Raw genomic sequence first — 21,528 nt, 5'->3', positions numbered from 1 at the left:
CTAATATTTCTAGCAACATGGATCTGTTTTCCCCATTCTTCAGTGGCAAGTGTCTGTACAAGACCATAACGTAGTGCAAAATCAAAATTAGAATAAAGGCCTATATTGTCATTTTTACCATAACCAGTTGAAACTATTGTCGGATTATCAGTCCAGATTTCACCGACTACATATCCAAGAGGGTGAACACTCTTACCTTCATAGTTTATGTATTCAACTTTTTTAGAAACATCTTCGATGGTTTCTCTAAGAATAGATAGAATTTCTATAGGAACCTGATAAGCCTGATCCAGTCTGAAGCCGTCAATCTTATATGTTTCAATATAGTATTCAACAAGTTCTTTGAAGTATTCTAATGATTTTCCTCCATCATTAAAGTCAGTACACAGAGTGTGTGCTACAGGAGGGTAAAATGATTGATTAGATCCAATACATTTGTCTGTAGTTGAAATCTTGTTTCCTTTTGGTGATGTATTTACAAGATCATCTCTAAAATGACCGAATACTCCATCTAAGATTACATAGATTCCTTTTTCATGAGCTTTATCTACAAGTTCTTTTAATGTGTTTTCATCACCGAAATTTCTGTCTATCTTGTAGTAGTTTCTTGTATAGTATCCAGTAGCATCCAGTTTTGACTTGTCTTTATCTGAAGGTGCACTTTCAAAGATAGGGGTAAGCCATATTGCGTTCATATTTAGTGATTTAATATAATCAAGAGAATTTATTATTCCCCTTAAATCACCTCTATGAGAAGAAGGTCCATATCCTACATCATAATTTCTGTTTGGATCGCCGTCTTGGAATGATTCTACCATTATCTGATAGATTCTAAGATCGGTATGTTTCTTTACAGTTCCACTTTGCTCTTTGTATGCTGCAAGATAATCAAAAACAGGCTCCTGATTAGTAAGATTAACTGTGTCAAAACTATTTGAAGAGCTACTGGTGCAAGATGAGCAAAGTAAAGCTAGAGGAAGAAAAATAGAAGAAAGTCGTTTCATTTAAATTGTTCTCAAATAAAGGTTTAAGAGAATATATTATTTGAGAACATCATTTATCAACGATTGAGAATCAATAATTTAGAATTGATCAAATTTTATTGCTAGTTCCACCAACAATAAGCTCATCGACTTTAACTGTTGGCTGACCTATACCTACTGGTACAGATTGACCTGCTTTTCCGCAGGAGCCAATACCTTTATCAAATTCTAGATCATTTCCGACCATAGATACTTTTTGCATGGTATTAGGTCCGTTTCCAATTAAAGTTGCTCCCTTAATAGGGGTTGTAATTTTACCGTTTTCAATAAGGTAAGCTTCTGAAGTTGAGAATACAAATTCTCCTGAGGTTATATCTACCTGACCACCTTTAAAATTAACAGCATAAATACCTTTTTTTACAGATTTAATTATTTCTTCTTTTTCATAATTGCCGTTCTGTAAATAGGTATTTGTCATTCTTGGAAGAGGTAAGGTATTGTATGACTCTCTTCTTCCATTTCCAGTAGATTTCATATTCATCAGCATTGCATTCTGTTTATCTTGCATATATCCCTTTAAAATACCTTTTTCTATTAGGATATTGCAGTTTGAATCAGTACCTTCATCATCGAAATTCATGGAGCCTCGACGATTCTTTATGGTTCCGTCATCAATGATGGTGCAGTGTTCTGATGCAACTTTCTGACCAATCTTATCTGTAAAAGCTGAAGATCCTGTTCTATTGAAATCACCCTCAAGACCATGACCTACAGCCTCGTGGATTAAAACACCAGGCCAACCGTTTCCTAAAACAACGTTCATTGTTCCTGCTGGTGCATTAACAGCTTCCATATTTACACTTGCAGATCTAACCGCCTCATTTGCAAGATAAGTAAGAGTTTCATCTCCGAGTATTTCATCAAGCAAGAAGGCACCGCCTGTTGATGCTGAACCCTTTTCGATTCTTCCATTTGATTCCATTACAACAACGACGGAAATACGAACAAAAGGTTTTGAATCGTATCTCATGGATGAATCTGTAGGTATAACGATAATATTCTTATGTGCACAGGCAAGATTAGCCATTACTTGAGTAATTCTAGGATCAAGTGCTCTTGCCTTTTTATCAAGAATTTCAAGAACAGCAGCTTTTTTCTCGTTGCTGATTGTATCGATAGGGTTTATTTCTGTATATAACTGTTTTGATTCAATTCTGTTTAGGCTGTTTATTGCAACTCCATCACATCTGTGGCCTTTAGAGATTGAGTGGGCTGCTTTACATGCTTCGACAAGTGATTTATTGTCTAAAACATCTGAATAAGCAAATCCTGTTTTTCCTTCTTTGATTGCTCTTACACCTACGCCTTTTGAAATACTGTAAGAGCCACCTTTTACAATACCTTCTTCAAGCGCGAAGGATTGGGAAACTAGGTGTTCAAAATATAAATCACCAAAGTTGATTTCTCTAGAATTTAGAATATTAAGTGCTTTAAGACAGCTTTCTTCTGTAATATCACTGTCAGAAAAGACTTTTTTACAAACTGAATCGAAATTAACCATTATTTTGCACCTGATACAGTCTTTATACAGACACCTAAATCTCTTAATGCTTTTCTAACTTCGTTAATAGGAAGACCAATAACTGTTGTAACTGATCCTGATACTTCCTTGATAAAGATAGAGGCAATACCTTGCAAAGCATAAGCACCGGCTTTATCGTCACATTCTCCAGATGCTATATATGTTTTAAGTTCATCATCTGATATGCAATCGAATGTAACAGAACATTTAACGCAGAAGCTATTTACTCGTTCTTGATATACGATTGATGTTCCTGTAAAAACTTCATGAGTTCTACCCTGAAGTTTTTTCAGCATATTGAAAGCATCTTCTCTGTTATTAGGTTTACCTAATATCTGATTATCAATGGCAACAACCGTGTCTGCTGCAATTACAACAGCATCAGTATTTTCAGCGCTGACAGCAAAAGCTTTATCTTTTGACAGTCTTAATACCAGGTTTTCAGGAAGTTCTCCTTGTTTTACTGTTTCATCAACATCTGGCTTAATGCATTCATATTGCAATCCTAGATAATTCATGAATTCTTTTCTTCGAGGAGAAGATGAGGCTAATATTACTCTTGTCATATCAGTTTATTTTGTTTTCGTTCTCTTTATCAGAAGATACAGAGAATGTTGCACATAACAATGTACATGTCAGGAATATAATCGGCCAGAAAAGAGCAGTAACTATTGATGGTATTACGAAACTAATCTCATAGTAACTCTGTCCGATAATATGCTCAATCCAGTATCCAAGAACGGTAACAATCAGGTTTACAAGACCAATAATAATACTTTGCTGGTAAATCGCATATTTAGCAAAATTCTTGAACTGAGTACTAATGATATATATCTGTGAACATATTACAAAGGCATTGATTCCAAGTGGAGCTCCTGATGCCAGATCAAGAATAATTCCAACTAGCCATGAAACCTCAAGCTTATAAGTGAATTTTGAATTCATTGAGAAAAACAAAATTACAAGTATCAGTAAATCAGGTCGATTTTCTGATACTACTGCAGGAAGTCTTACTAACTGAATAAAAAGTGATAACAGAAGCATTGGAACCAGAACAACAGCTGGTGACTTTCTGTTTTCTTTAGAATTAATCATTACTGTTGTCCTTCTGTATTATCTAGAACTCTATCCTTTACTGATAAAGTTTTTATTAGTTCTTTTATTTTTCTCTGATGAAGGATTACCTTGTTGTCAGTTTGTTCTTTTGCAAGGCTCTTAATATCTTCGTTATTTTCAAGAGATGTCCAATACATAAGAACAAATCTCATCTTATCAGTATCAACCAGAGGTTTTGCCTTTACCTCAGCAAAAGGTTGAGAATCTGAGAATCCTACTTTAGATACTATTGCTACAGGATAGCCTCTTGGGTATACACCACCGATACCAGAAGTTAACAGAAGATCTCCTTTTTTAATATCAGCAGAACGAGGTACGTTATTGATAATAATATCGTCATGCGAACCAGAACCGCTTGATATAGCTCTTACGTTGGATCTTTCGTCAACAACAGGAATAGAGCAGTTTGGATCTGTTAATAAAAGAACTCTTGAAAAAGCATAATTAACGTTAATTACCTGACCTACAAGTCCTTTATCTGTAATTACAGGCATGCCCTCATGAACTCCATCAGAAGCACCTCTGTTAACGGTAACACGATGAAGATATGGATCAGGATCTACGTCAATAACTTCGGCAAAAAGTCTTTTGCTCTTTGTTCTTATAGGTGAATTTAATAGCTGTCTTAGAGCTTTGTTTTCAGCTTCTAAGTCTTTTAGTTTTAGTGAATCTGCTCTCTGCATGAAATTTTCTGTAGAAAGCTGTTCATTCTCTTTAATAAGTTCTGAATGAGTTTTTAGCTGTGTGGATACAACACGACCTACAGCGTGAGGAGAATCAGCAAATACTAAAACAGGATATAAAGCAGATTCAAGATAGTATCTTATGTCATTTAACAGCTTTGATCTTACATCCAAAGCCATAACAGCCAGAGACAGAATAATCACTATTCCGAATCTGAAATGTACATATGAATGAGACTGATCTGAGTTTTTCAAATCATTACCTAGAAAAGTAAAAGGATCTCCTTAAAGGAGATCCATTGAGTTGTTAATCAAAGATTTCGTTATCTTGAGTATCATACATCTCAAGAGCTTTACCACCACCACGAGCAACGCAGGTGAGAGGATCCTCTGCAATAGTTACAGGAATACCTGTTTCTTCTCTTAATAGTTTATCTAGATTGTGCAGAAGTGCACCACCACCTGATAACATCATGCCATGCTCAGCAATATCAGCTGCAAGCTCTGGAGGTGATTTCTCTAGTGCAGTACGAACAGCAGCAACAATACCCTTAATAGGATCTGATAATGCCTCAAGAATTTCGTTTGAGTTTAAGGTAAATGAACGAGGTACACCTTCAACAACAGATCTGCCTCTTACTTCCTTTTCATGCATTTCCTGTTCAGCATATGCAGAGCCGATTTCAATCTTTACCTGCTCAGCAGTAGACTCACCGATTTCATAACGCTTTGTGTTGCGAACGTAGTCGATAATTGCCTGATCAAAACGGTTACCACCGATTCTTACTGAACTTGAATATACAATACCGTTTAAGGAGATGATTGCAACCTCAGTAGTACCACCACCGATATCAACAATCATAGAACCTTTAGCTTCAGAAACTGGTAAACCAGCACCGATAGCTGCTGCCATAGGCTCAGTGATTAAGAAAACCTCACTTGCACCTGCGCCTTCTACAGATTCTCTAATTGCTCTTCTTTCAACCTGAGTTGCACCGCATGGAACACATACTAGAACACGAGGACTTGGCTTGAATGGAACAAAACGACCGTTCTGAAGAACTTTTGAAATGAAGTATTGAAGCATTTTCTCTGTGTACTGGAAGTCAGCGATAACGCCGTCTTTCATAGGACGAATAACTTCAAGATTATCAGGGCTTCTACCAAGCATGGTTTTTGCTGCTTTACCAACAGCATCAACTTTACGCTGAGCACCACCGTTTCTGTCTAATCTTACAGCAACTACTGATGGCTCGTTTAATACAATACCTTTGTTCTTTACATAAACTAATGTGTTTGCTGTTCCCAAATCAATGGAGAGATCATTTGAGAACATACTGCGTAATTTTTTAAACATTTACTAATGTTCCAATTGCAAATAGGAAAAAATTCGAATCGTTTCTTTCTGTATTATCTGCATATAACAGAATACAGTTATATTTATCTTTTTTAGCTTAGCTGACATATATAAAAAAGCATATAAAGACAGTTTTAAAACAAAAAAATTTAAATATATAAAATTTTCTTTATATTAAATTTTTTAAATAGAGATCAACTACATGCGCTATTAGAAAGTATATCACAGCAACTGGTCGGTTTTGCTTTAAGAAAGGGAGTTTGAGTAAAAAAAGCAAATCACTATCACATATTACTTTATTTTTTGAAAACAGATATAAAAAAATAGGCTGTTTATTGAGTGTAAACAGCCATTGTTGTGTAGTTTTAGAAAGGAATTTCTGTATCTATTGTTGTCGATACATTTTTGTAATCAAAGTTCTCGTCAAAGTAATTTTGAGGTTGTTCTTCTTGTGGAATATATGGTTTATTTTCGCAGTCACTGGCATAACCATCATTAGAAATTTTTGTGCCATTAGATTCATCTGTAGAGTATCTGTATCCAAGCATCTGCATTTGTTCTGCGATAATCTCTGTAGAATATCTTTTAACTCCATTTTTATCAGTAAAAGAATTAGTTTGAATCTTTCCTTCAATGAAAATCTGAGAACCTTTTTTTAAATATTTTTTAGCAATTTCTGCAGTTTTTCCCCATAAAACAACCCTATGCCACTGAGCAGTTTCTTCTATTTGACCTGTCTGTGTGTTTTTATGTTGTTCGTTTGTAACCATAGAGATGTTTGCAACATTTATTCCAGAAGATGTTGTTCTGATTGTTGGATCATCTCCAAGATTGCCTATTAAAAATACTTTATTGATACCTCTAGCCATACTATTTTTTCCTTTAATCACCAAAATAAAAAATGTTGTTTTGATTGTTGTGAAGATGGTATCAGACAGTTTTTTTTATAATGTTTTTAAATGGCGCAAAACGCCACTTGTATTAAAAATTCCTTTTAAAAATAACGAGTTATATTTACCAAAAATTTTTATAAAAAGCTTTTCTTTTTTCAATTTACTAATTTTGTTTTACTCAGGATCTTTTCGTCTGAAAAAATTATCTAGATAAGGATGTGATATGCTATCTATAAAAGATAATGCAGTGACCATTCTTTAATCACACATTATTAAAAAAGATATTCTCAATCAGGATTGACCATATAATATCTCTAGAATTTGAAAGACTATAAGTCTGAATAGGTCAAAACTTGTGTAGCAGTTTGTTTCATGGCTGTAAAGCTTAATGAATGCAGGTTTCAGTTAATATGGACAATATATCAATTCGTGGTGCTCGTACTCATAATCTAAAGGATATCAGTCTTACTATTCCTAAAAATACTTTAACTGTTATTACAGGAAGGTCTGGCTCTGGAAAATCATCTCTTGCTTTTGACACTTTATACGCCGAAGGTCAAAGAAGATATGTTGAATCTCTGTCATCATATGCAAGACAGTTCCTCTCATTGATGGATAAACCAGATGTTGAATCAATTGAAGGTCTTTCTCCTGCAATTTCTATTGAGCAGAAAGCAGCATCTCATAATCCTCGTTCTACCGTTGGTACAACTACAGAAATCCATGACTATTTACGTCTACTATGGGCTCGAGTTGGTGAGGCTAGATGCCCAACTCACGGTACTGTTTTAAAAGCACAGACAGTATCTTCAATGGTAGATACTGTTTTGAATCTGCCAGAAGAAACAAAAGTAATGATCTTATCTCCTATTGTCAGAGGCAGAAAGGGCGAATACAAGCAATTATTTGCATCACTAGTAAAAGATGGTTTTATAAGAGCAAGAATTGATGGAGAGGTTTGCGATTTATCAGATCCTCCTGATCTTGCCTTAAGAGAAAAGCATGATATTGAACTGGTTGTTGACAGAATAAAAGTTCGTAAGGATTTGAAACAGCGAATAGCAGATTCTTTTGAGACTGCATTAAAGTATGCTGATGGCCTAGCTGTCTTATCACCAATGGATGAGCATAAGAAAGAAGATGAGATAATCTTTTCTTCTCGCTATTCATGTCCAATTTGCGGATACTCGATTGAGGAATTAGAGCCAAGAGATTTTTCTTTCAATAATCCTCATGGATCATGTCCAAAGTGCGAAGGTTTAGGTGCACTTATGGTTATTGATGAAGATAAGATTGTTCCTGACAAGAGTAAAACCATATATGATGGCGCTATTTTAGGCTGGGATAGAAGCAATAAGTTCTTTTACCGTCAGCTTGAAGCTGTAGCAAAAGCTTTTGATATCGATCTTTTTACTCCTTTTGAAGAATTAAGCAAAAAGCAAAAAGAATATATTCTTTATGGAACTGGAAACAAGGCTATTGCTATGGAAATAGTCTATGCAGGTGGTTCAAAAAGCAGATCTTCTGTAGAACCTTTTGAAGGTGTTATCCCTAATTACGAAAGAAGACTTAAAGAAACTGAATCTGATTATGTAAGAGTCTTTATTTCTAAACTGATGAAACCTTTGCCATGTCCTGAGTGTAATGGAACAAGATTGAAAAAAGAGTATTGCCATGTCTTTATCAACGACAAGTCATTACCTGAGGTAAGCAATATGTCTATTATTGAAGCTTATGATTTCTTCTCAAATCTTAAGCTGACTGAGCAAGAAGAGCATATTGCAAGCAAGATTCTCAAAGAGGTAAAAACACGTCTATCCTTCCTCATAAATGTAGGTTTAGGCTATCTTTCTTTATCAAGAACCTCATCTACCTTATCAGGCGGTGAATCCCAGAGAATAAGACTTGCAAGTCAGATTGGTGCAGGTCTTACAGGTGTGATGTATGTACTTGATGAGCCAAGCATTGGTCTTCACCAGCGAGATAATTCTAAACTTTTAAGCGCATTAAAGAATCTTCGAGATATCGGAAATACTGTTATTGTGGTAGAGCATGACGAGGACACGATGCGTGCTGCTGACTGCATTATCGATATAGGTCCTGGCGCTGGCGTAAATGGTGGTTTAGTTGTTGCACAGGGAAATGTAGAAACAATAGAATCTTCAAAGAATTCCCTTACAGGCGACTATCTGTCAGGCCGAAGAAAAATTGAAATTCCAAAAAAGAGAGTAAAGGTTCAGAAATCAAAAATGCTTACTCTCAAAGGATGTACAGGCAATAACTTAAAGAATATAGATGTATCATTCCCAGTAGGATGTTTTGTTGTTGTAACAGGTGTTTCAGGCTCAGGTAAATCAACTCTTGTAAATGATACATTAGTTCGCGTTGCTGAAAGAAAACTCAATTCGGTAACCGCTAATGATGATCCTGCTCCTTATAAGGCAATTGAAGGTTTAGATAATTTTGACAAAATTATCTGTATAGATCAGAGTCCTATTGGTAGAACTCCAAGATCAAATCCTGCAACATATATCGGACTATTCTCTGAAATAAGAGATTTATTTTCAAAAACTCCTGAAGCTAGAGCCAGAGGTTATGGTCCTGGTAGATTCTCCTTTAATGTAAAAGGTGGAAGATGTGAGGCCTGTCAGGGTGATGGTACAATAAAGGTATCCATGAACTTCATGCCAGATGTGTATGTAAAGTGTGAAGAATGTGATGGTAAAAGATATAACAGAGAAACTTTAGAAGTACTATACAAGGGTAAATCTATATCTGATGTTCTTGATATGAATGTTGAAGAGGCTCTGGAGTTTTTCAGTGCGGTCCCTGCCATTGCATCTAAATTAAAAACGCTGATGGATGTTGGTTTGTCCTATATTACTCTAGGTCAGTCTGCTACAACATTCTCAGGTGGTGAAGCTCAACGAATTAAATTATCAAAAGAATTATCAAAAAGAGCTACAGGAAGAACTCTTTATGTGCTTGATGAACCAACAACAGGTCTTCATTTTGAGGATGTAAGGTTACTTCTTGAAGTATTAACTAAACTTAGAGATCAGGGCAATACAGTTGTTGTAATTGAACATAACCTTGATGTTATTAAAACAGCAGATTATCTGATAGATTTAGGACCTGAAGGTGGTGTAAACGGAGGTACTATAGTAACTACTGGTACACCAGAACAGGTTAGTGAATGTGAAGAGTCTTTTACAGGACAGTTTTTAAAACCAATTATCAAGAGAGGCTATTAAATGACTGAATTAACCGATAAGGAATTTGAAGCTATACTTCAGTTAAATTCTGATTACAGAAAAGCAATGTTCTTAAAATCAGTAAATGAGAACAACGGCTTTTATGTTCTTGTAGATGATGAAGGTCCTTTAATTTTAGAGGATACTGAAGCAGATGAAAATAATACATTATTCAGTGTTGTTCCTGTTTGGTCTCATGAAAGATTAGCTCAGAAATATGCTCAAGAAAATGGAATGACTTCAATGAAAGCCCAGTTCATTACAAGAAATGTATGGAATGAAAAATGGGTTCCAATGTTAAAAGAGCAGCCAAATGTTCTGATAGGTTTTATGCCAGTATCAGACAAGGATTTTGATGTTGATGATCCACAGGAAATCTAATAAATAAAATATATCTTATAAAGCATAAAAAAAAGCAGCTTTGCTGCTTTTTTTTATGCTTACCGTAAATTGTTTTCCGTAAAAATTGCGATTTTTATAAAAAATTAGGTTATATTTGAACTTTATCACATAAGGTGTTTTGTGATATTTGATTAATATCTGATTATTAGCCTTATTTTGAAAATTAGAGTGATAAAAAAATAAAAAATTTGAAGCTCGTATTTATTAATTTACGTTAAATTTTGTAAAAACACTGTAAGAAAACAACAAAAACGCTTGCGATTTACGGTTTTACTCAAAATATGGTTTTTCTCCTTTACTGTTCCAGTAAGAAAGTTTCTTTTCTCTTATATACATCTGATAAGCATTAAATAGGTTCTGCCACAGAATATAGGTTCCTGGAATAATTGCATCAGTTGGGCTTAAATAGCATAAGGCAACCCATATTCCAAAAAGCATGTTTTTCTGACCAAATCCCTGACCTGCACTGATTCTCTGGCCTTGTATGTTTCCTACAATCTTTCCGATACCATATAGGACAACAGTGCAAATCAGTCCTGCAAAAGCCATTGCTGAAAGCTCGAATGCAGAACATCCTGATTTTGAAATATTTGAAAATGTTTTACATGAAAGAAAGCAGATTATGGTTGCCCACAGATAAAAGCCAAGATCTTTTGTGTTTGCAGCAATAAAATCATGAACTCTTTTCATAAACAGTTTTAAAAATAGAGCTAGGAACAGAGGAAGCACAATTACAGGAAACACTCTTATTAGAATTGTTAAGAATTGTTCAAAAAGATCACCTTGAATATTTGGATTTACAAATGAGAAAACAATAGGAATTGCAATTGATGCAACTATATTTCCAAGTATGATGTATGTAGTAATAGCACCTGTATTACCACCAAGTTTTACTGTTATTACGGAGGCAGCAGCTGCAGTTGGTGTTATTACACAGACCATACTACCGATAAGAAGTGTTTTAATAAGTTTATTTTCAGATCCTGTTCCAAGATAAGCTAATGAGAACGATATTACGACCTGTAATATAAGTAATATAGCCTGCCAATAATGAGGCTTCATTTCTTTGTAGTTTATTTTGCAAAAAGCCAAAAACAGTATTAAAAATACAATCCAAGGCATAACAGTACTTATTGTGTATGCTATGGGCTTCAAAGGATTAAGCATAGGAATGTAATGAAACATCAGAAAAATGACAAAGCCCAAGGAAATGGCAATTAGAAGCGTGAAAGGCTTAAGTTTTATAAGTAAGTTTTTCATGGATGTAATATAATTAGCAAGTTTAGTTTTCTGATGTGATTGTATCACTTCACTACCAATTCTTTAGGAATAATGATGAGTCCTTTTATTAAATCTTTGAAAGAAAAAGAATCAAGGTTAGAGCAGATAGCATCTGATGTTGTTAAATACGCCATTGAAAAAGGTGCTAGTGACTGTGAGGTTTCACTTGGTGGCGCAAAGGGACTTAGTGTATCTAGCAGAGATCAGGAAATTGAAAATATAGAATATAACAATGACAACGGAATGGAAATTGTTGTATATCTTGGAAAGAAAAGAGGCGGATGTTCCACTACAGATTTAAGTAAAAGTGCTCTTGAAGACTGCGTTAACAATGCAATTAATTTAGCAAAATTTACTGATGAAGATGACTGTGCAGGTCTTTGCGATAAAGACATGATCTGTACAGATTTTAAAGAATTAGAGCGCGTATACGAGAATAATATTGATGCTGATTCTGCTGCAGAATATGCAATTGATCTTGAAAAAATAGCTTTAGAGAATCAGAAAAACGGAATTAAAAAATCTGATGTAGCAGCATTAGAATGCTCTTTATATACATCAGTACTAGCAAATTCTAATGGCTTTTGTCGAGCATCTTCTGCAAGTTCAATTTATACATCGATTGTTCTCCTTGGACAGGGTGACGATAAGATGCAAAGGGCAAGTGGATATTCAATAGCAAGAAATTTTGAAAAATTGTCATCAAAAGAGGAAATAGTAAACGAAGCTATTGAGAAAACTCTGTTAAAGCTAAATTCAAAGAAAGTAAAAACAGGAAAATATAATCTGATATTTAAAGGAGCAGCTGCAGCTTCTATATGGTCATGTCTTGCGAGCGCGATTTCAGGTGCGGCAGTTTACAGAAGAACTTCTTTTTTATGTGATTCTTTAAACCAACAGGTTTTCCCTGAATTTATAACAATCAATGAAAATCCTTTTGTTATTGGTGAGTTTGGCTCAAGAAATTACGATGGTGAAGGATCAAAGGTTTTTGAATCAGATATAGTTAAAGATGGTAAGTTGGAGCAGTACCTACTAGGTTCATATTCATCAAGAAAGTTAAAAATGAAATCAAATGGCCATGCTTCAGGAATTCACAACTGGTATGTCAACTTTGACAAAGAGCATACCATGGAATTTGACGATATTCTTGCAAGTTCAGGGGAAGGTATCGTTATTACTGATTTAATGGGACAGGGCATTGATATAGCCAGTGGTAATTATTCTCGAGGAGCCGAGGGATACTATTTTAAGGATGGAAAATTTGTTCATGCTGTTGATGGTATTACCATTGCAGGTAACCTTAAAGAAATGTTTATGAATATTGAACTTATTGGTAAGGATATCGATTTAAGACAAAAAATTAAAACAGGTTCAATTTTAATTAAGAATATGACTGTATCAGGTATATAAAAAACAAGCTACAACTGACAAAACTGCCATTTGTAGCTGTTTATTATTATATGCTTATTACTGGTACAGATAACTTAGAAACAGAACATCAGAAACAATACTTTTTCCAAATTTGTCCTTAAGTGTTGATAATATTTTCTCTCTACATTCAACTCTGATTCTTTCTCTTGCCTCATTAGTTGCAACCTGAGAGAATTCTTTGTTTCCAAGGATAGTAAGAATAATATCCTTCAACAGTGGTTCTATATCGGCAATAATCGCAGCATCTCGACTATCTTCTAGCATCAGTCCAACTTTTAGCTGAATATAGTGTAATCGGTCTCTTGGATTTAGGTTTGCAAGGTTTGTTGTAATTTCCTTTATTGTATAGTAACCGACTTCAGGTTCAGCAGGTACTTCCTCTTTTGGTTCTTCTTTTGGTCCATGTCCTGCATAAGCATATGGAGTAGCAAATAGAGTAAAGATAGAAAATGCGACTGCTAAAAAGTTTTTAATCATACTATATATCCTTAACTGTTTATTTTTCCTTCTAGATGCTGACCATCGTACCTTCTGACAAGATTTCTTCCGTTTAGTATTCTTACATCTCTTGCACCTAGTAAAGGTGATGCTGCATTGTTAAGCTTCTGAACCTTCTCTGTATTAACAGTTATTGTTCCATTTTCGCTTACACTGAAATATTTGTGTCGGATAAATGTATCACACATTATCTTGAATAAAACAGGATCAGCAAATTCTGGTGAATTATTTGTTACTTCTATCGGCAATCTCTTTGAATAAGTTAAGCATTTTTGAACAAAAGTTTGAACGTTTGTTGTTCCGTCTTTTGTATTCCTCAGAGCAGTTGTAGCTACAAGATAACGAACCAGGTTATGGTAAATACATCTAGAGAGTATCAAAAATTCCTGGAATCCATCTCCTGAAACATAAAGCATATCTGCATCTCTTGTTATATATCCCTCGATTAGGAACGTATCAAGATATTTGTCAATCAAAGTATCTAATTCCTCTTCAAATACAGGAACAAAAAGTTCATGTCTTAGGAAATAGAACAATGAGCGGGCATGAACTCTTACATCTTCACGTTTTATATGTCCGTTTCTAATGATGATGTTTGCAAGCAGTGCAGGAAGAGCAAATAGGTGAACAATATTATTCTCAAAATATTTTAGCTGCAGAGTCTGACCATAACTAGGACGTACAAACTTCATATCATCGCCAACGTTGTAGACATGGAATTTGTTTAGATCTGTTGCCTGTTTTATCAGTGTTAGTGTAGTTGCCTGTGGAATGGCATCTCTTCGTTTTGGATCAACATGAAGCAGTTTAATAAACAGATCAATACATTTTTGAAGCTGATTTGTACTCATAGCATTGTCAGCTACGTTCATGATTGCCAGTGCACAGAGATTTATTCCGTTGATTGTTGCAGAATTATTAAGATTGATGATGATTCTGTGTGCCATCATGTTAACGGTATCATTCAGCCATTCAGGTCTCTTTGTTCCATTTGGATCAATATCTTTTTTCCAGTTAGGAACATGTTTATCTAGGAATTTTGGCACAACTATAGGATCACCGAAGGTTACATATCCACGTCCATAATTTCTAAAGCGTTTAAAGATGCCAAGTAGCTGTGAAGCACTTTCCTTCTTCTTTTCTGCACCCTTAAGTTCAGCCATATAGTTACCGACCTCAGAAACATGCTCATAACCAAGATAAGTAGGAACGAATGCAATAGGTCGTTTTCCTCCACGAAGCTGAGACTGAACTGTCATTGCCACCATACCTGTTCTTGGAGGAAGTGTTCTTCCTGTTCTTGAGCGGCCACCTTCAATGAAGAATTCTGTTGCATAACCATTTTCAAACAGTAAATTTAAATACTCTCTGAATATAGTGATATAGAATTCATCACCTTTCATTTTTCTTCTGATGAAATATGAACCACATCTTCTGATAAGAGGTCCTACAGGGAAGAAGTTTAAGTTATCTCCAGAGGCTATCTGTGGTAGTGGTAAACCTTCATGGAACAATACGAAAGTTAACAGAATGTAATCCATGTGGGATCTATGACATGGGATATAGATAATTTCATGTCCAGTTTCAACAAGTTTTCTGACTTTCTCAACGCCAATGATTGTCTGACCCTGATAAATTCTGTTCCAGATGTTTGAGATAATTCCGTTTAAGAATTTCAAAAGAGGATATCTGGTATCAGCAACCATTACTTCCAATATATTTCTTGCTCTTAAGGTATTTTCCTCAACAGATTTTGAATTCTCCTTACAAGCTTGTTCTATTGCATCTAATACAGCTGGTTTAGATAATATTTCGTTGATGATTGCTTTTCGGTTAGGTAATGGTTTTCCGACAACCGTTCTTGCCTTATTTATAAAAATAAGTCTGAATGTTCTGTTTAGATCATGAGAAAACAGAGAATTGTCAAAACGTTCTTTTGATTCGCTGATATTAAACTTTCCACAGAAAATAGTGCAGTTATCTCGGCCAGCAAAGGTCAGATTAAAGAATTTTCTGAGTGAAGGTGTAGCAGAGTTAATGCCAGAAAGTGCAAGCTTTTCATAGCCTGGGTTTCTTGACCATAAAACAGTGATTGGCAGAACCTGAATATCTTTTCCTGTTATTTCATAGAATTTGTACCACTGCCTAAAAGTTTCCTCTAAATCGTAATATTTTGTTTTTTTGCCAGAGAAGAAACCAGGAGATCTTAAATAGCAGATTCTAGGAACAGAAATTCCATACAGATTAATTTTCTCAAAAGGTGATGGTAAACCAAGCTTTTGTGCTGCTCTTTCAATTGCCATGATATTACCGACAGAAGATGAAACAGTAACATAGACAATGATTTTAGTTTTATCAATATTGATCTGTTTTAGTGGCTCAAAAGGAATAGTCTCGCTGTTAGTTGTAATTCTAAACGGAAAGTATAGGAAAAATCTTAAAAATTTATTTATCACACTAATCATCTCTATAAAAGCGGTTATTACTCCGCATCTCCTGTTTGAAAAACAAGCGAACTAATAATTTTATTTTTTTATATACTATTATGAGTTTAGTCAAAAGTCCGAATAGATGTATATAAAAATAGTAATTTTTTTCAATAAATGCATTAAGTTATGTCATTGATCAAAGTTTTGCACGATATTTGGTGCGGTTCTTCAAAAAGTAATAACTAATGAGATCTACTTTTATTATATGTCTTGAACTAATTCAGCTAAACTACATACTGATATATAATTGGTTGAATAAGATATATTCTTCTATGAACAGGTCTGAGGCAAAGAATGAACAGTTCAGTGGAACTGCAAAGATATAAAAAACTTGTAATGATTGCAGGCGGAGCATCTGTAGCTACCGCAATTTTATTTATCATCATAAAGCTTGTTGTTTGGATAATAAGCTCTTCTACTGTAATTTTTGCTTCGTTAACAGATTCTATATTTGACCTTCTAGCATCACTTGTAAATTTGCTAGCCTTAAAATTTTCTTTAGCTCCTCCTGATAAGGAACATCGCTTTGGTCATCATAAATCCCAGGCTTTAGCATCTCTTGCTCAGGCTGCATTTATTGGTGGTTCATCTGTTCTTCTAGTTGTTCATGGAATAGAAAGATGCATACATCCTCAAGGTGTTTTATACCTTGATTTGGCAATTATTGTATCTGTCATAAGTATTGTAATTACTGTTTTGCTTGTATTACTTCAGACTTATGTTTATAGACTTACAAGAAGTGAAGCTATTAGTGCAGACAGATTGCATTATCTTTCTGATGTTACATTGAATGTAGGCGTTCTTTTAGCTTTAGCCTTGAGTTATTACGGATATTTGTGGGCTGACGGTTTATTTGCATCTCTTATTGGTCTTTTTATTATGAAAGGTGCATATGTAATAGGCTTTAGAGCTGTTCAGACATTACTTGATAAATCTCTTGGCAGAAATTCAATAAAGAAAATAATTAATGCAATTCACTCTGTTGGAGATGTTAAATCAATTCACGATTTAAAGACTCATAGAGCAGGTCCTATGGTCTATATTCAAGGTCACCTAGTTCTTGATGGAAATATGGATCTGTTTAAGGCTCACGATATTGTTGATGAAATAGAAAAAAGGATAAGAATAGATTTTCCAGATGCAGAAATTATCTTGCATATGGAGCCAGATACGCAGTCCACATATGAGGATGTTGTCTTTTTTGATTCTGCAGAAGATAAAACAGAATAGTGATTATTTTTCTGAACAATCAAAAAAAGGTATAATTGAAATATTAAACAGTAATACTTATTTGTAGCGGAAACACAAATGTCTGAGTTATTGGATCCGAATGACGTAAACGCCTTTTGGAACGATCTTGTTGAAGAGTCACAGAAAATAGCAAAAAATGAGCTTGTATTAGAAGATTTGTTAAACAGACATGTCCTTTCCTGTAAGTCTCTTTCTGTTTGTCTTGCAAGAATAATCAGTTCAAAGCTTGCATCACGAGAAGTAGATCGTCAGCAATTGTTCTCTGTTTGTATGCAAGCATATACAGAAGATCCGAATTTATTAAAATCTGCAGTTGCAGATGTTCTTGCAGTTGCAAACCGAGATCCTGCTTCAAAATCAATAGTTAGAATATTACTTTTCCTTAAAGGACCACATGTCATTGAATCCTTTAGAGTTGCTAACTGGCTTTGGAAGCAGGGAAGAAAAGATCTTGCATCTTACATACAAAGTAGAATATCAGAGGTGTTTTCTGTAGATATTCATCCTGCAGCCACACTTGGAAATGGTCTTATGTTTGATCATGCTACAAACATCGTTATCGGTGAAACAGCAGTTGTTGCTGATACTGTTTCTATTCTGCACGATGTTACTTTAGGTGGTACAGGAAAAGAACAGGGCGATCGCCATCCAAAAGTTGGAAAGGGCGTGATGATAGGTGCTGGAGCAAAGGTTCTTGGAAATATCAGAATAGGCGAAGGCGCGATTGTCGGTGCTGGTTCTGTTGTTCTTGCTGATGTTCCTGCTCATTGTACTGTGGTTGGTGTTCCTGCAAGAGTAGTAGGACATCCATCTATGGATATGCCTTCATTGGATATGGATCAGACTTTAGCAATGACAGAAAATGACATGAAAAAAGCTAATGAACTGTGTCCTGTAATAGATATCAGACAAATATAACCTTGGCATAAGTAAGCCATGTGATAGTAATATCACCGAGGATATAAAAATGCACATTTGCGATTTATTAGACCCAAGAGCTATAAGTCTTGGTTGTAGTATTAAAACAAAAGAACAGGCTATAAATATGCTTGTTGATCTTGTTTCAAATACTGATTGCCTTTCAGATAAAGAGCGATTTAGAACTGCTGTTTTTGAAAGAGAGCAGAAAGTCTCCACAGGGCTTGGAGCAGGTGTAGCAATTCCTCATGCAAAGAGTGCCGGTGTAAAGAGACCTGCACTTGCTGCAATGGTTGTTCCTGAGGGCGTTGATTTTGAAAGTCTAGATGGCCAGCCAAGTAAGCTGTTTTTCTTAATTGCATCTCCTCATCAAGCATCAGATGCACATTTAGATGTACTTGCAAGACTATCAACCCTGCTTGTTTCAGAGGAATTTAGGGATACTCTAATAAACTGTCAAAGTGTAGATAGTTTTCTAAAAATCATCAATGCAGCTGAAAAAAACGAAATAGAGAAAGATAAAAAGCAAGAAATCATTGAAGAAGAGCAAAAAGAAAATCCTGACAGTGCAGATCATTCGTATACCCTTGTTGCTGTAACAGCATGTCCTGCAGGTTTATCCCATACATATATGGCTGCCGAAGCTTTAGAAAATAAGGCTAAAGAAATGGGTATCACCATCAAAGTTGAAACAGATGGTGCAGCAGGTAACAGAAACAGACTTCTTCCTGAAGATATTGCAAAATCAAAAGGTGTAATTGTTGCTGCAGATAGAATCGTTGACATGGATCGATTCATCGGTAAGCCTCTAGTTCGTGTAGGTGTTGTTGATGGTGTTCGTCGTCCGCAGGAGCTAATTGAACAGGCTTTAGATCCAAAATGTCCTCGATATCAGACAGGCGTAATAAACAGCTCATCATCATTATTTATGAGATTGTATCGTCATCTTATGAGCGGTATGACTTATATTATGCCTATTGTTGCTTGTGCTGGTATATTATCTGCTCTTGCTAGATTTGAGCTTATTCAGGGAACACAAATAGGCTTTTTCCTAGATAGAATTGGATACAGTGTTGGTACATTACTATTCCCGATTCTTTCAGCATTTATTGCATTCTCCATTCGAGGCAGAACAGCTTTAGTTGCAGGTTTTGCCGGTGGTGTAATGGCTGATCTAGGCTCCTCTGGTGTAATTGGTGCAGTTATAAATGGATTTATTGCAGGTGGAGTGTCGTTGCTTGTTACGAATTTTGCATCGAAGTTCCTGCGAGGTCATGATGCCATTGTTGGTTTGCTCCTATATCCAGTCACGGGATCACTGTTTACATCAGCAATAGCTCTGTTCTTTACAAATATACCTGCTGAATTAATTAATACATATATTCAGAATTTTATCCAGGAGTCTCCAACATCAATTCTCGTTGTAGTTGGTGCTATTCTTGGAGGTATGATGTCAGCAGATATGGGTGGTCCTTTCAATAAGGTTGCTTATGCTGTTGGTGTTCTTTTATTAGCTGACTGTATTCCTGAACTAGGTCCTGGTGGCCTTATTATGGCAAGTGTAATGGCAGGAGGCATGGTTCCACCATTAGCAGCGGGTATTTCTTGTGCTCTTATTCCTCAGGTATACTCTGACAGTGAAAAGAAACATGCATTGTCTGCTATCGGAAAAGGATGTGTATTTATTACAGAGGGGGTAATTCCATTCTTATCTGTTGATATGTTAAAGATGAAGATTGCATGTATTATTTCATCTGCAACAGCTGGTGCACTGTCAATGTATTTTAGATCTTCTGCATGTGCCCCACATGGTGGCATTTTTGTAATCCCATTATTTGAAAATGTAATTGGATATGCGATTGCATTAGGAATAGCATCAACTGTAGGTGCATTCTTATTTGCACTGATTCATTTGTACCATCAGAAGAAAGAAAAATAACTTTTATTCTTCTTCAGAATCAATTTCTTCTAGATTTGAAAGAACGCTGTTTAAGCGTTCTTTTAATGTCTGCATTATTTCTTTGTGATGCTGGTTTTCTTCTTTTAAAAGAATAAATTCTTTTTGTAATGAGTTAAATTCTTTTTGCTTATCTAAAAAACTCTTTTGCAACTCATTATAGTCGTTAACAAGTTTTTCAAATGTTTCAGTAACCTTTTCAATTTCGTTGAAAAGGCACTGTTCTTTGCGATTTAACTCTTTACCCATTAAAGAATGTACCTGCTTACATCTTCATTTTCTACAATATCTGATAGATGTTCATCAACATAAGCATCATCAATGACAACGGTGCTACCAGCATTCTCGCTAGCATTGAATGAAATCTCCTCTAGAATTTTTTCCATTAGAGTATGAAGACGTCGTGCACCAATATTCTCTGTTTTCTCATTTACTTTAAATGCATCCTCAGCAATACGCTTGATAGCACTGTCTTCAAATTTGATATCGACATTTTCTGTTGCAAGAAGCATCTGGTACTGTTTTGTTAGACTGTTATGAGGTTCTTTAAGAATCTTTTCAAAATCATCAGCACTCAGTGGATTGAGTTCAACTCTGATTGGAAGTCTTCCTTGAAGTTCAGGAATAAGATCAGATGGTTTTGACATTTGGAAAGCACCTGATGCGATGAAGAGAACATGATCTGTCTTTATCATACCGTATTTAGTATTAACAGCAGAGCCTTCAATCAGAGGAAGAAGATCTCTTTGAACGCCCTGTCTTGAAACAACGCCTCGGTCCTGTCCTTCCTGACAGATTTTGTCTATTTCATCAATGAATACTATACCGTTGTTTTCGGCAAGTTCAATAGCTTTTGATTTTAAATCATCATTCTGAGTAAGCTTTGATGCTTCTTCTTCAGTCAGAATCTTTAGTGCATCCTTAATTTTCATTTTCTTCAATGACTTTTTATTTGCTGTCATTGAATCAAAAATTGACTGAAGCTGATCGTTAATATCATCCATTCCAGGAGCTCCGCCGATAACATTAACGGTAGGGCTCTTATCAAAAATCTCAATTTCGATTTCTCGATCATCTAAAGCATGTTCTCTTAGCTTCTTTCTTAACATCTGTCTTGCAGATGAGTTTTCTTTTTCATCCTCTGTTGCACTAGGTGTTAAAAGAAGAATATCTAAGATCCTTTCTTCAGCTGCGTCTTCTGCCTTAGATTTATTTAAGTTGAAAGCTTCCTCTTTAACTAGCTTCATTGATACTTCAGCAAGTTCACGGATAATTGATTCTACATCTTTTCCAACATAGCCAACTTCAGTATATTTAGTTGCTTCAACTTTAACAAAAGGAGCATGTGCAAGTTTTGCTAGGCGGCGAGCAATTTCGGTTTTACCAACGCCAGTAGGACCAATCATAAGAATGTTCTTTGGAACAATCTC

Annotated in this window: 18 protein-coding genes; 6 read left to right on the top strand and 12 right to left on the bottom strand. The window is 35.3% G+C overall.

Features of this window, described 5'->3' with window-relative positions; all coding sequences use genetic code 11:
• The 7 genes from ACJML3_RS06215 to ACJML3_RS06185 form a co-directional block, all read right to left on the bottom strand.
• Positions 1-1,004: alpha-amylase family glycosyl hydrolase (locus tag ACJML3_RS06215; protein ID WP_406021576.1), on the bottom strand; the 1,004-nt coding region annotated here is incomplete at its 3' end.
• Between the two features lie 88 nt (positions 1,005-1,092).
• On the bottom strand, positions 1,093-2,544 hold the full coding sequence (gene tldD, locus ACJML3_RS06210; RefSeq protein ID WP_406021574.1) for a metalloprotease TldD: 1,452 nt from the start codon (positions 2,542-2,544) through the stop codon (positions 1,093-1,095).
• Entirely contained in the window at positions 2,544-3,131 is a 588-nt protein-coding gene (locus ACJML3_RS06205) for a Maf family protein (RefSeq protein ID WP_406021572.1), read from the bottom strand. Before ACJML3_RS06205 ends, tldD begins: the two co-directional genes overlap by 1 nt.
• Position 3,132: 1 nt before the next feature.
• Entirely contained in the window at positions 3,133-3,660 is a 528-nt protein-coding gene (mreD, locus tag ACJML3_RS06200; protein ID WP_406021570.1) for a rod shape-determining protein MreD, read from the bottom strand.
• Positions 3,660-4,619 (bottom strand): rod shape-determining protein MreC, encoded by a 960-nt coding sequence (gene mreC / locus ACJML3_RS06195; RefSeq protein ID WP_406021568.1) that lies wholly within the window; start codon positions 4,617-4,619, stop codon positions 3,660-3,662. The genes mreD and mreC overlap by 1 nt, the downstream gene beginning before the upstream one ends.
• A gap of 52 nt (positions 4,620-4,671) precedes the next feature.
• The gene (locus tag ACJML3_RS06190) at positions 4,672-5,721 is read right to left on the bottom strand and encodes a rod shape-determining protein (RefSeq protein ID WP_406021566.1); all 1,050 of its coding nucleotides are present in this window, start codon (positions 5,719-5,721) and stop codon (positions 4,672-4,674) included.
• Between the two features lie 365 nt (positions 5,722-6,086).
• Positions 6,087-6,590, bottom strand: coding sequence for a single-stranded DNA-binding protein (locus ACJML3_RS06185; RefSeq protein ID WP_406021564.1), 504 nt, complete (start codon positions 6,588-6,590; stop codon positions 6,087-6,089).
• 434 nt (positions 6,591-7,024) lie between these two features.
• On the opposite strand from ACJML3_RS06185, the gene uvrA reads away from it, so the two are divergent.
• Positions 7,025-9,868, top strand: coding sequence for an excinuclease ABC subunit UvrA (uvrA, locus tag ACJML3_RS06180; protein WP_406021562.1), 2,844 nt, complete (start codon positions 7,025-7,027; stop codon positions 9,866-9,868).
• Positions 9,869-10,249, top strand: a complete 381-nt coding sequence (locus ACJML3_RS06175; protein WP_406021560.1) for a DUF2750 domain-containing protein — start codon at positions 9,869-9,871, stop codon at positions 10,247-10,249.
• Positions 10,250-10,540: 291 nt separating this feature from the next.
• Here ACJML3_RS06175 and ACJML3_RS06170 read toward each other — a convergent pair whose 3' ends face one another.
• The gene (locus ACJML3_RS06170) at positions 10,541-11,332 is read right to left on the bottom strand and encodes a hypothetical protein (RefSeq protein WP_406021558.1); all 792 of its coding nucleotides are present in this window, start codon (positions 11,330-11,332) and stop codon (positions 10,541-10,543) included.
• Positions 11,333-11,605: 273 nt separating this feature from the next.
• On the opposite strand from ACJML3_RS06170, the gene ACJML3_RS06165 reads away from it, so the two are divergent.
• A complete protein-coding gene (locus tag ACJML3_RS06165; RefSeq protein WP_406021556.1) occupies positions 11,606-12,964 on the top strand; it encodes a TldD/PmbA family protein in 1,359 nt (452 codons plus the stop codon).
• 57 nt (positions 12,965-13,021) lie between these two features.
• Here ACJML3_RS06165 and ACJML3_RS06160 read toward each other — a convergent pair whose 3' ends face one another.
• Both ACJML3_RS06160 and plsB read right to left on the bottom strand, forming a co-directional pair.
• Positions 13,022-13,462, bottom strand: coding sequence for a flagellar basal body-associated FliL family protein (locus tag ACJML3_RS06160; RefSeq protein ID WP_406021554.1), 441 nt, complete (start codon positions 13,460-13,462; stop codon positions 13,022-13,024).
• An 11-nt stretch (positions 13,463-13,473) separates the two neighbouring features.
• Positions 13,474-15,939 carry a glycerol-3-phosphate 1-O-acyltransferase PlsB gene (gene plsB / locus ACJML3_RS06155; protein WP_406021552.1) on the bottom strand — a complete coding sequence of 822 codons (2,466 nt, stop codon included), beginning with the start codon at positions 15,937-15,939 and terminating at the stop codon, positions 13,474-13,476.
• Positions 15,940-16,266: 327 nt separating this feature from the next.
• On the opposite strand from plsB, the gene ACJML3_RS06150 reads away from it, so the two are divergent.
• The 3 genes from ACJML3_RS06150 to ACJML3_RS06140 all read left to right on the top strand — a co-directional run bounded on the left by ACJML3_RS06150 (position 16,267) and on the right by ACJML3_RS06140 (position 20,080).
• A complete protein-coding gene (locus ACJML3_RS06150; RefSeq protein ID WP_406021550.1) occupies positions 16,267-17,202 on the top strand; it encodes a cation diffusion facilitator family transporter in 936 nt (311 codons plus the stop codon).
• A gap of 78 nt (positions 17,203-17,280) precedes the next feature.
• Positions 17,281-18,141, top strand: coding sequence for a serine O-acetyltransferase (gene cysE, locus ACJML3_RS06145; protein ID WP_406021548.1), 861 nt, complete (start codon positions 17,281-17,283; stop codon positions 18,139-18,141).
• 49 nt (positions 18,142-18,190) lie between these two features.
• Positions 18,191-20,080, top strand: coding sequence for a fructose-specific PTS transporter subunit EIIC (locus ACJML3_RS06140; RefSeq protein WP_406021546.1), 1,890 nt, complete (start codon positions 18,191-18,193; stop codon positions 20,078-20,080).
• A 3-nt stretch (positions 20,081-20,083) separates the two neighbouring features.
• Here ACJML3_RS06140 and ACJML3_RS06135 read toward each other — a convergent pair whose 3' ends face one another.
• Together ACJML3_RS06135 and hslU are read right to left on the bottom strand one after the other, a co-directional pair.
• A complete protein-coding gene (locus ACJML3_RS06135; RefSeq protein WP_406021545.1) occupies positions 20,084-20,347 on the bottom strand; it encodes a hypothetical protein in 264 nt (87 codons plus the stop codon).
• The coding region (gene hslU, locus ACJML3_RS06130; protein ID WP_406021543.1) for an ATP-dependent protease ATPase subunit HslU at positions 20,347-21,528 on the bottom strand (1,182 nt) is incomplete at its 5' end. The genes hslU and ACJML3_RS06135, both read right to left, overlap by 1 nt.

Origin of the sequence: Succinivibrio sp. (assembly GCF_045124615.1) — a bacterium.
Taxonomy (GTDB): Bacteria; Pseudomonadota; Gammaproteobacteria; order Enterobacterales; family Succinivibrionaceae; genus Succinivibrio; species Succinivibrio faecicola.
The sequence above is the reverse complement of the archived record's forward strand: the minus strand, read 5'-3'. Positions and strand labels throughout refer to the sequence as shown.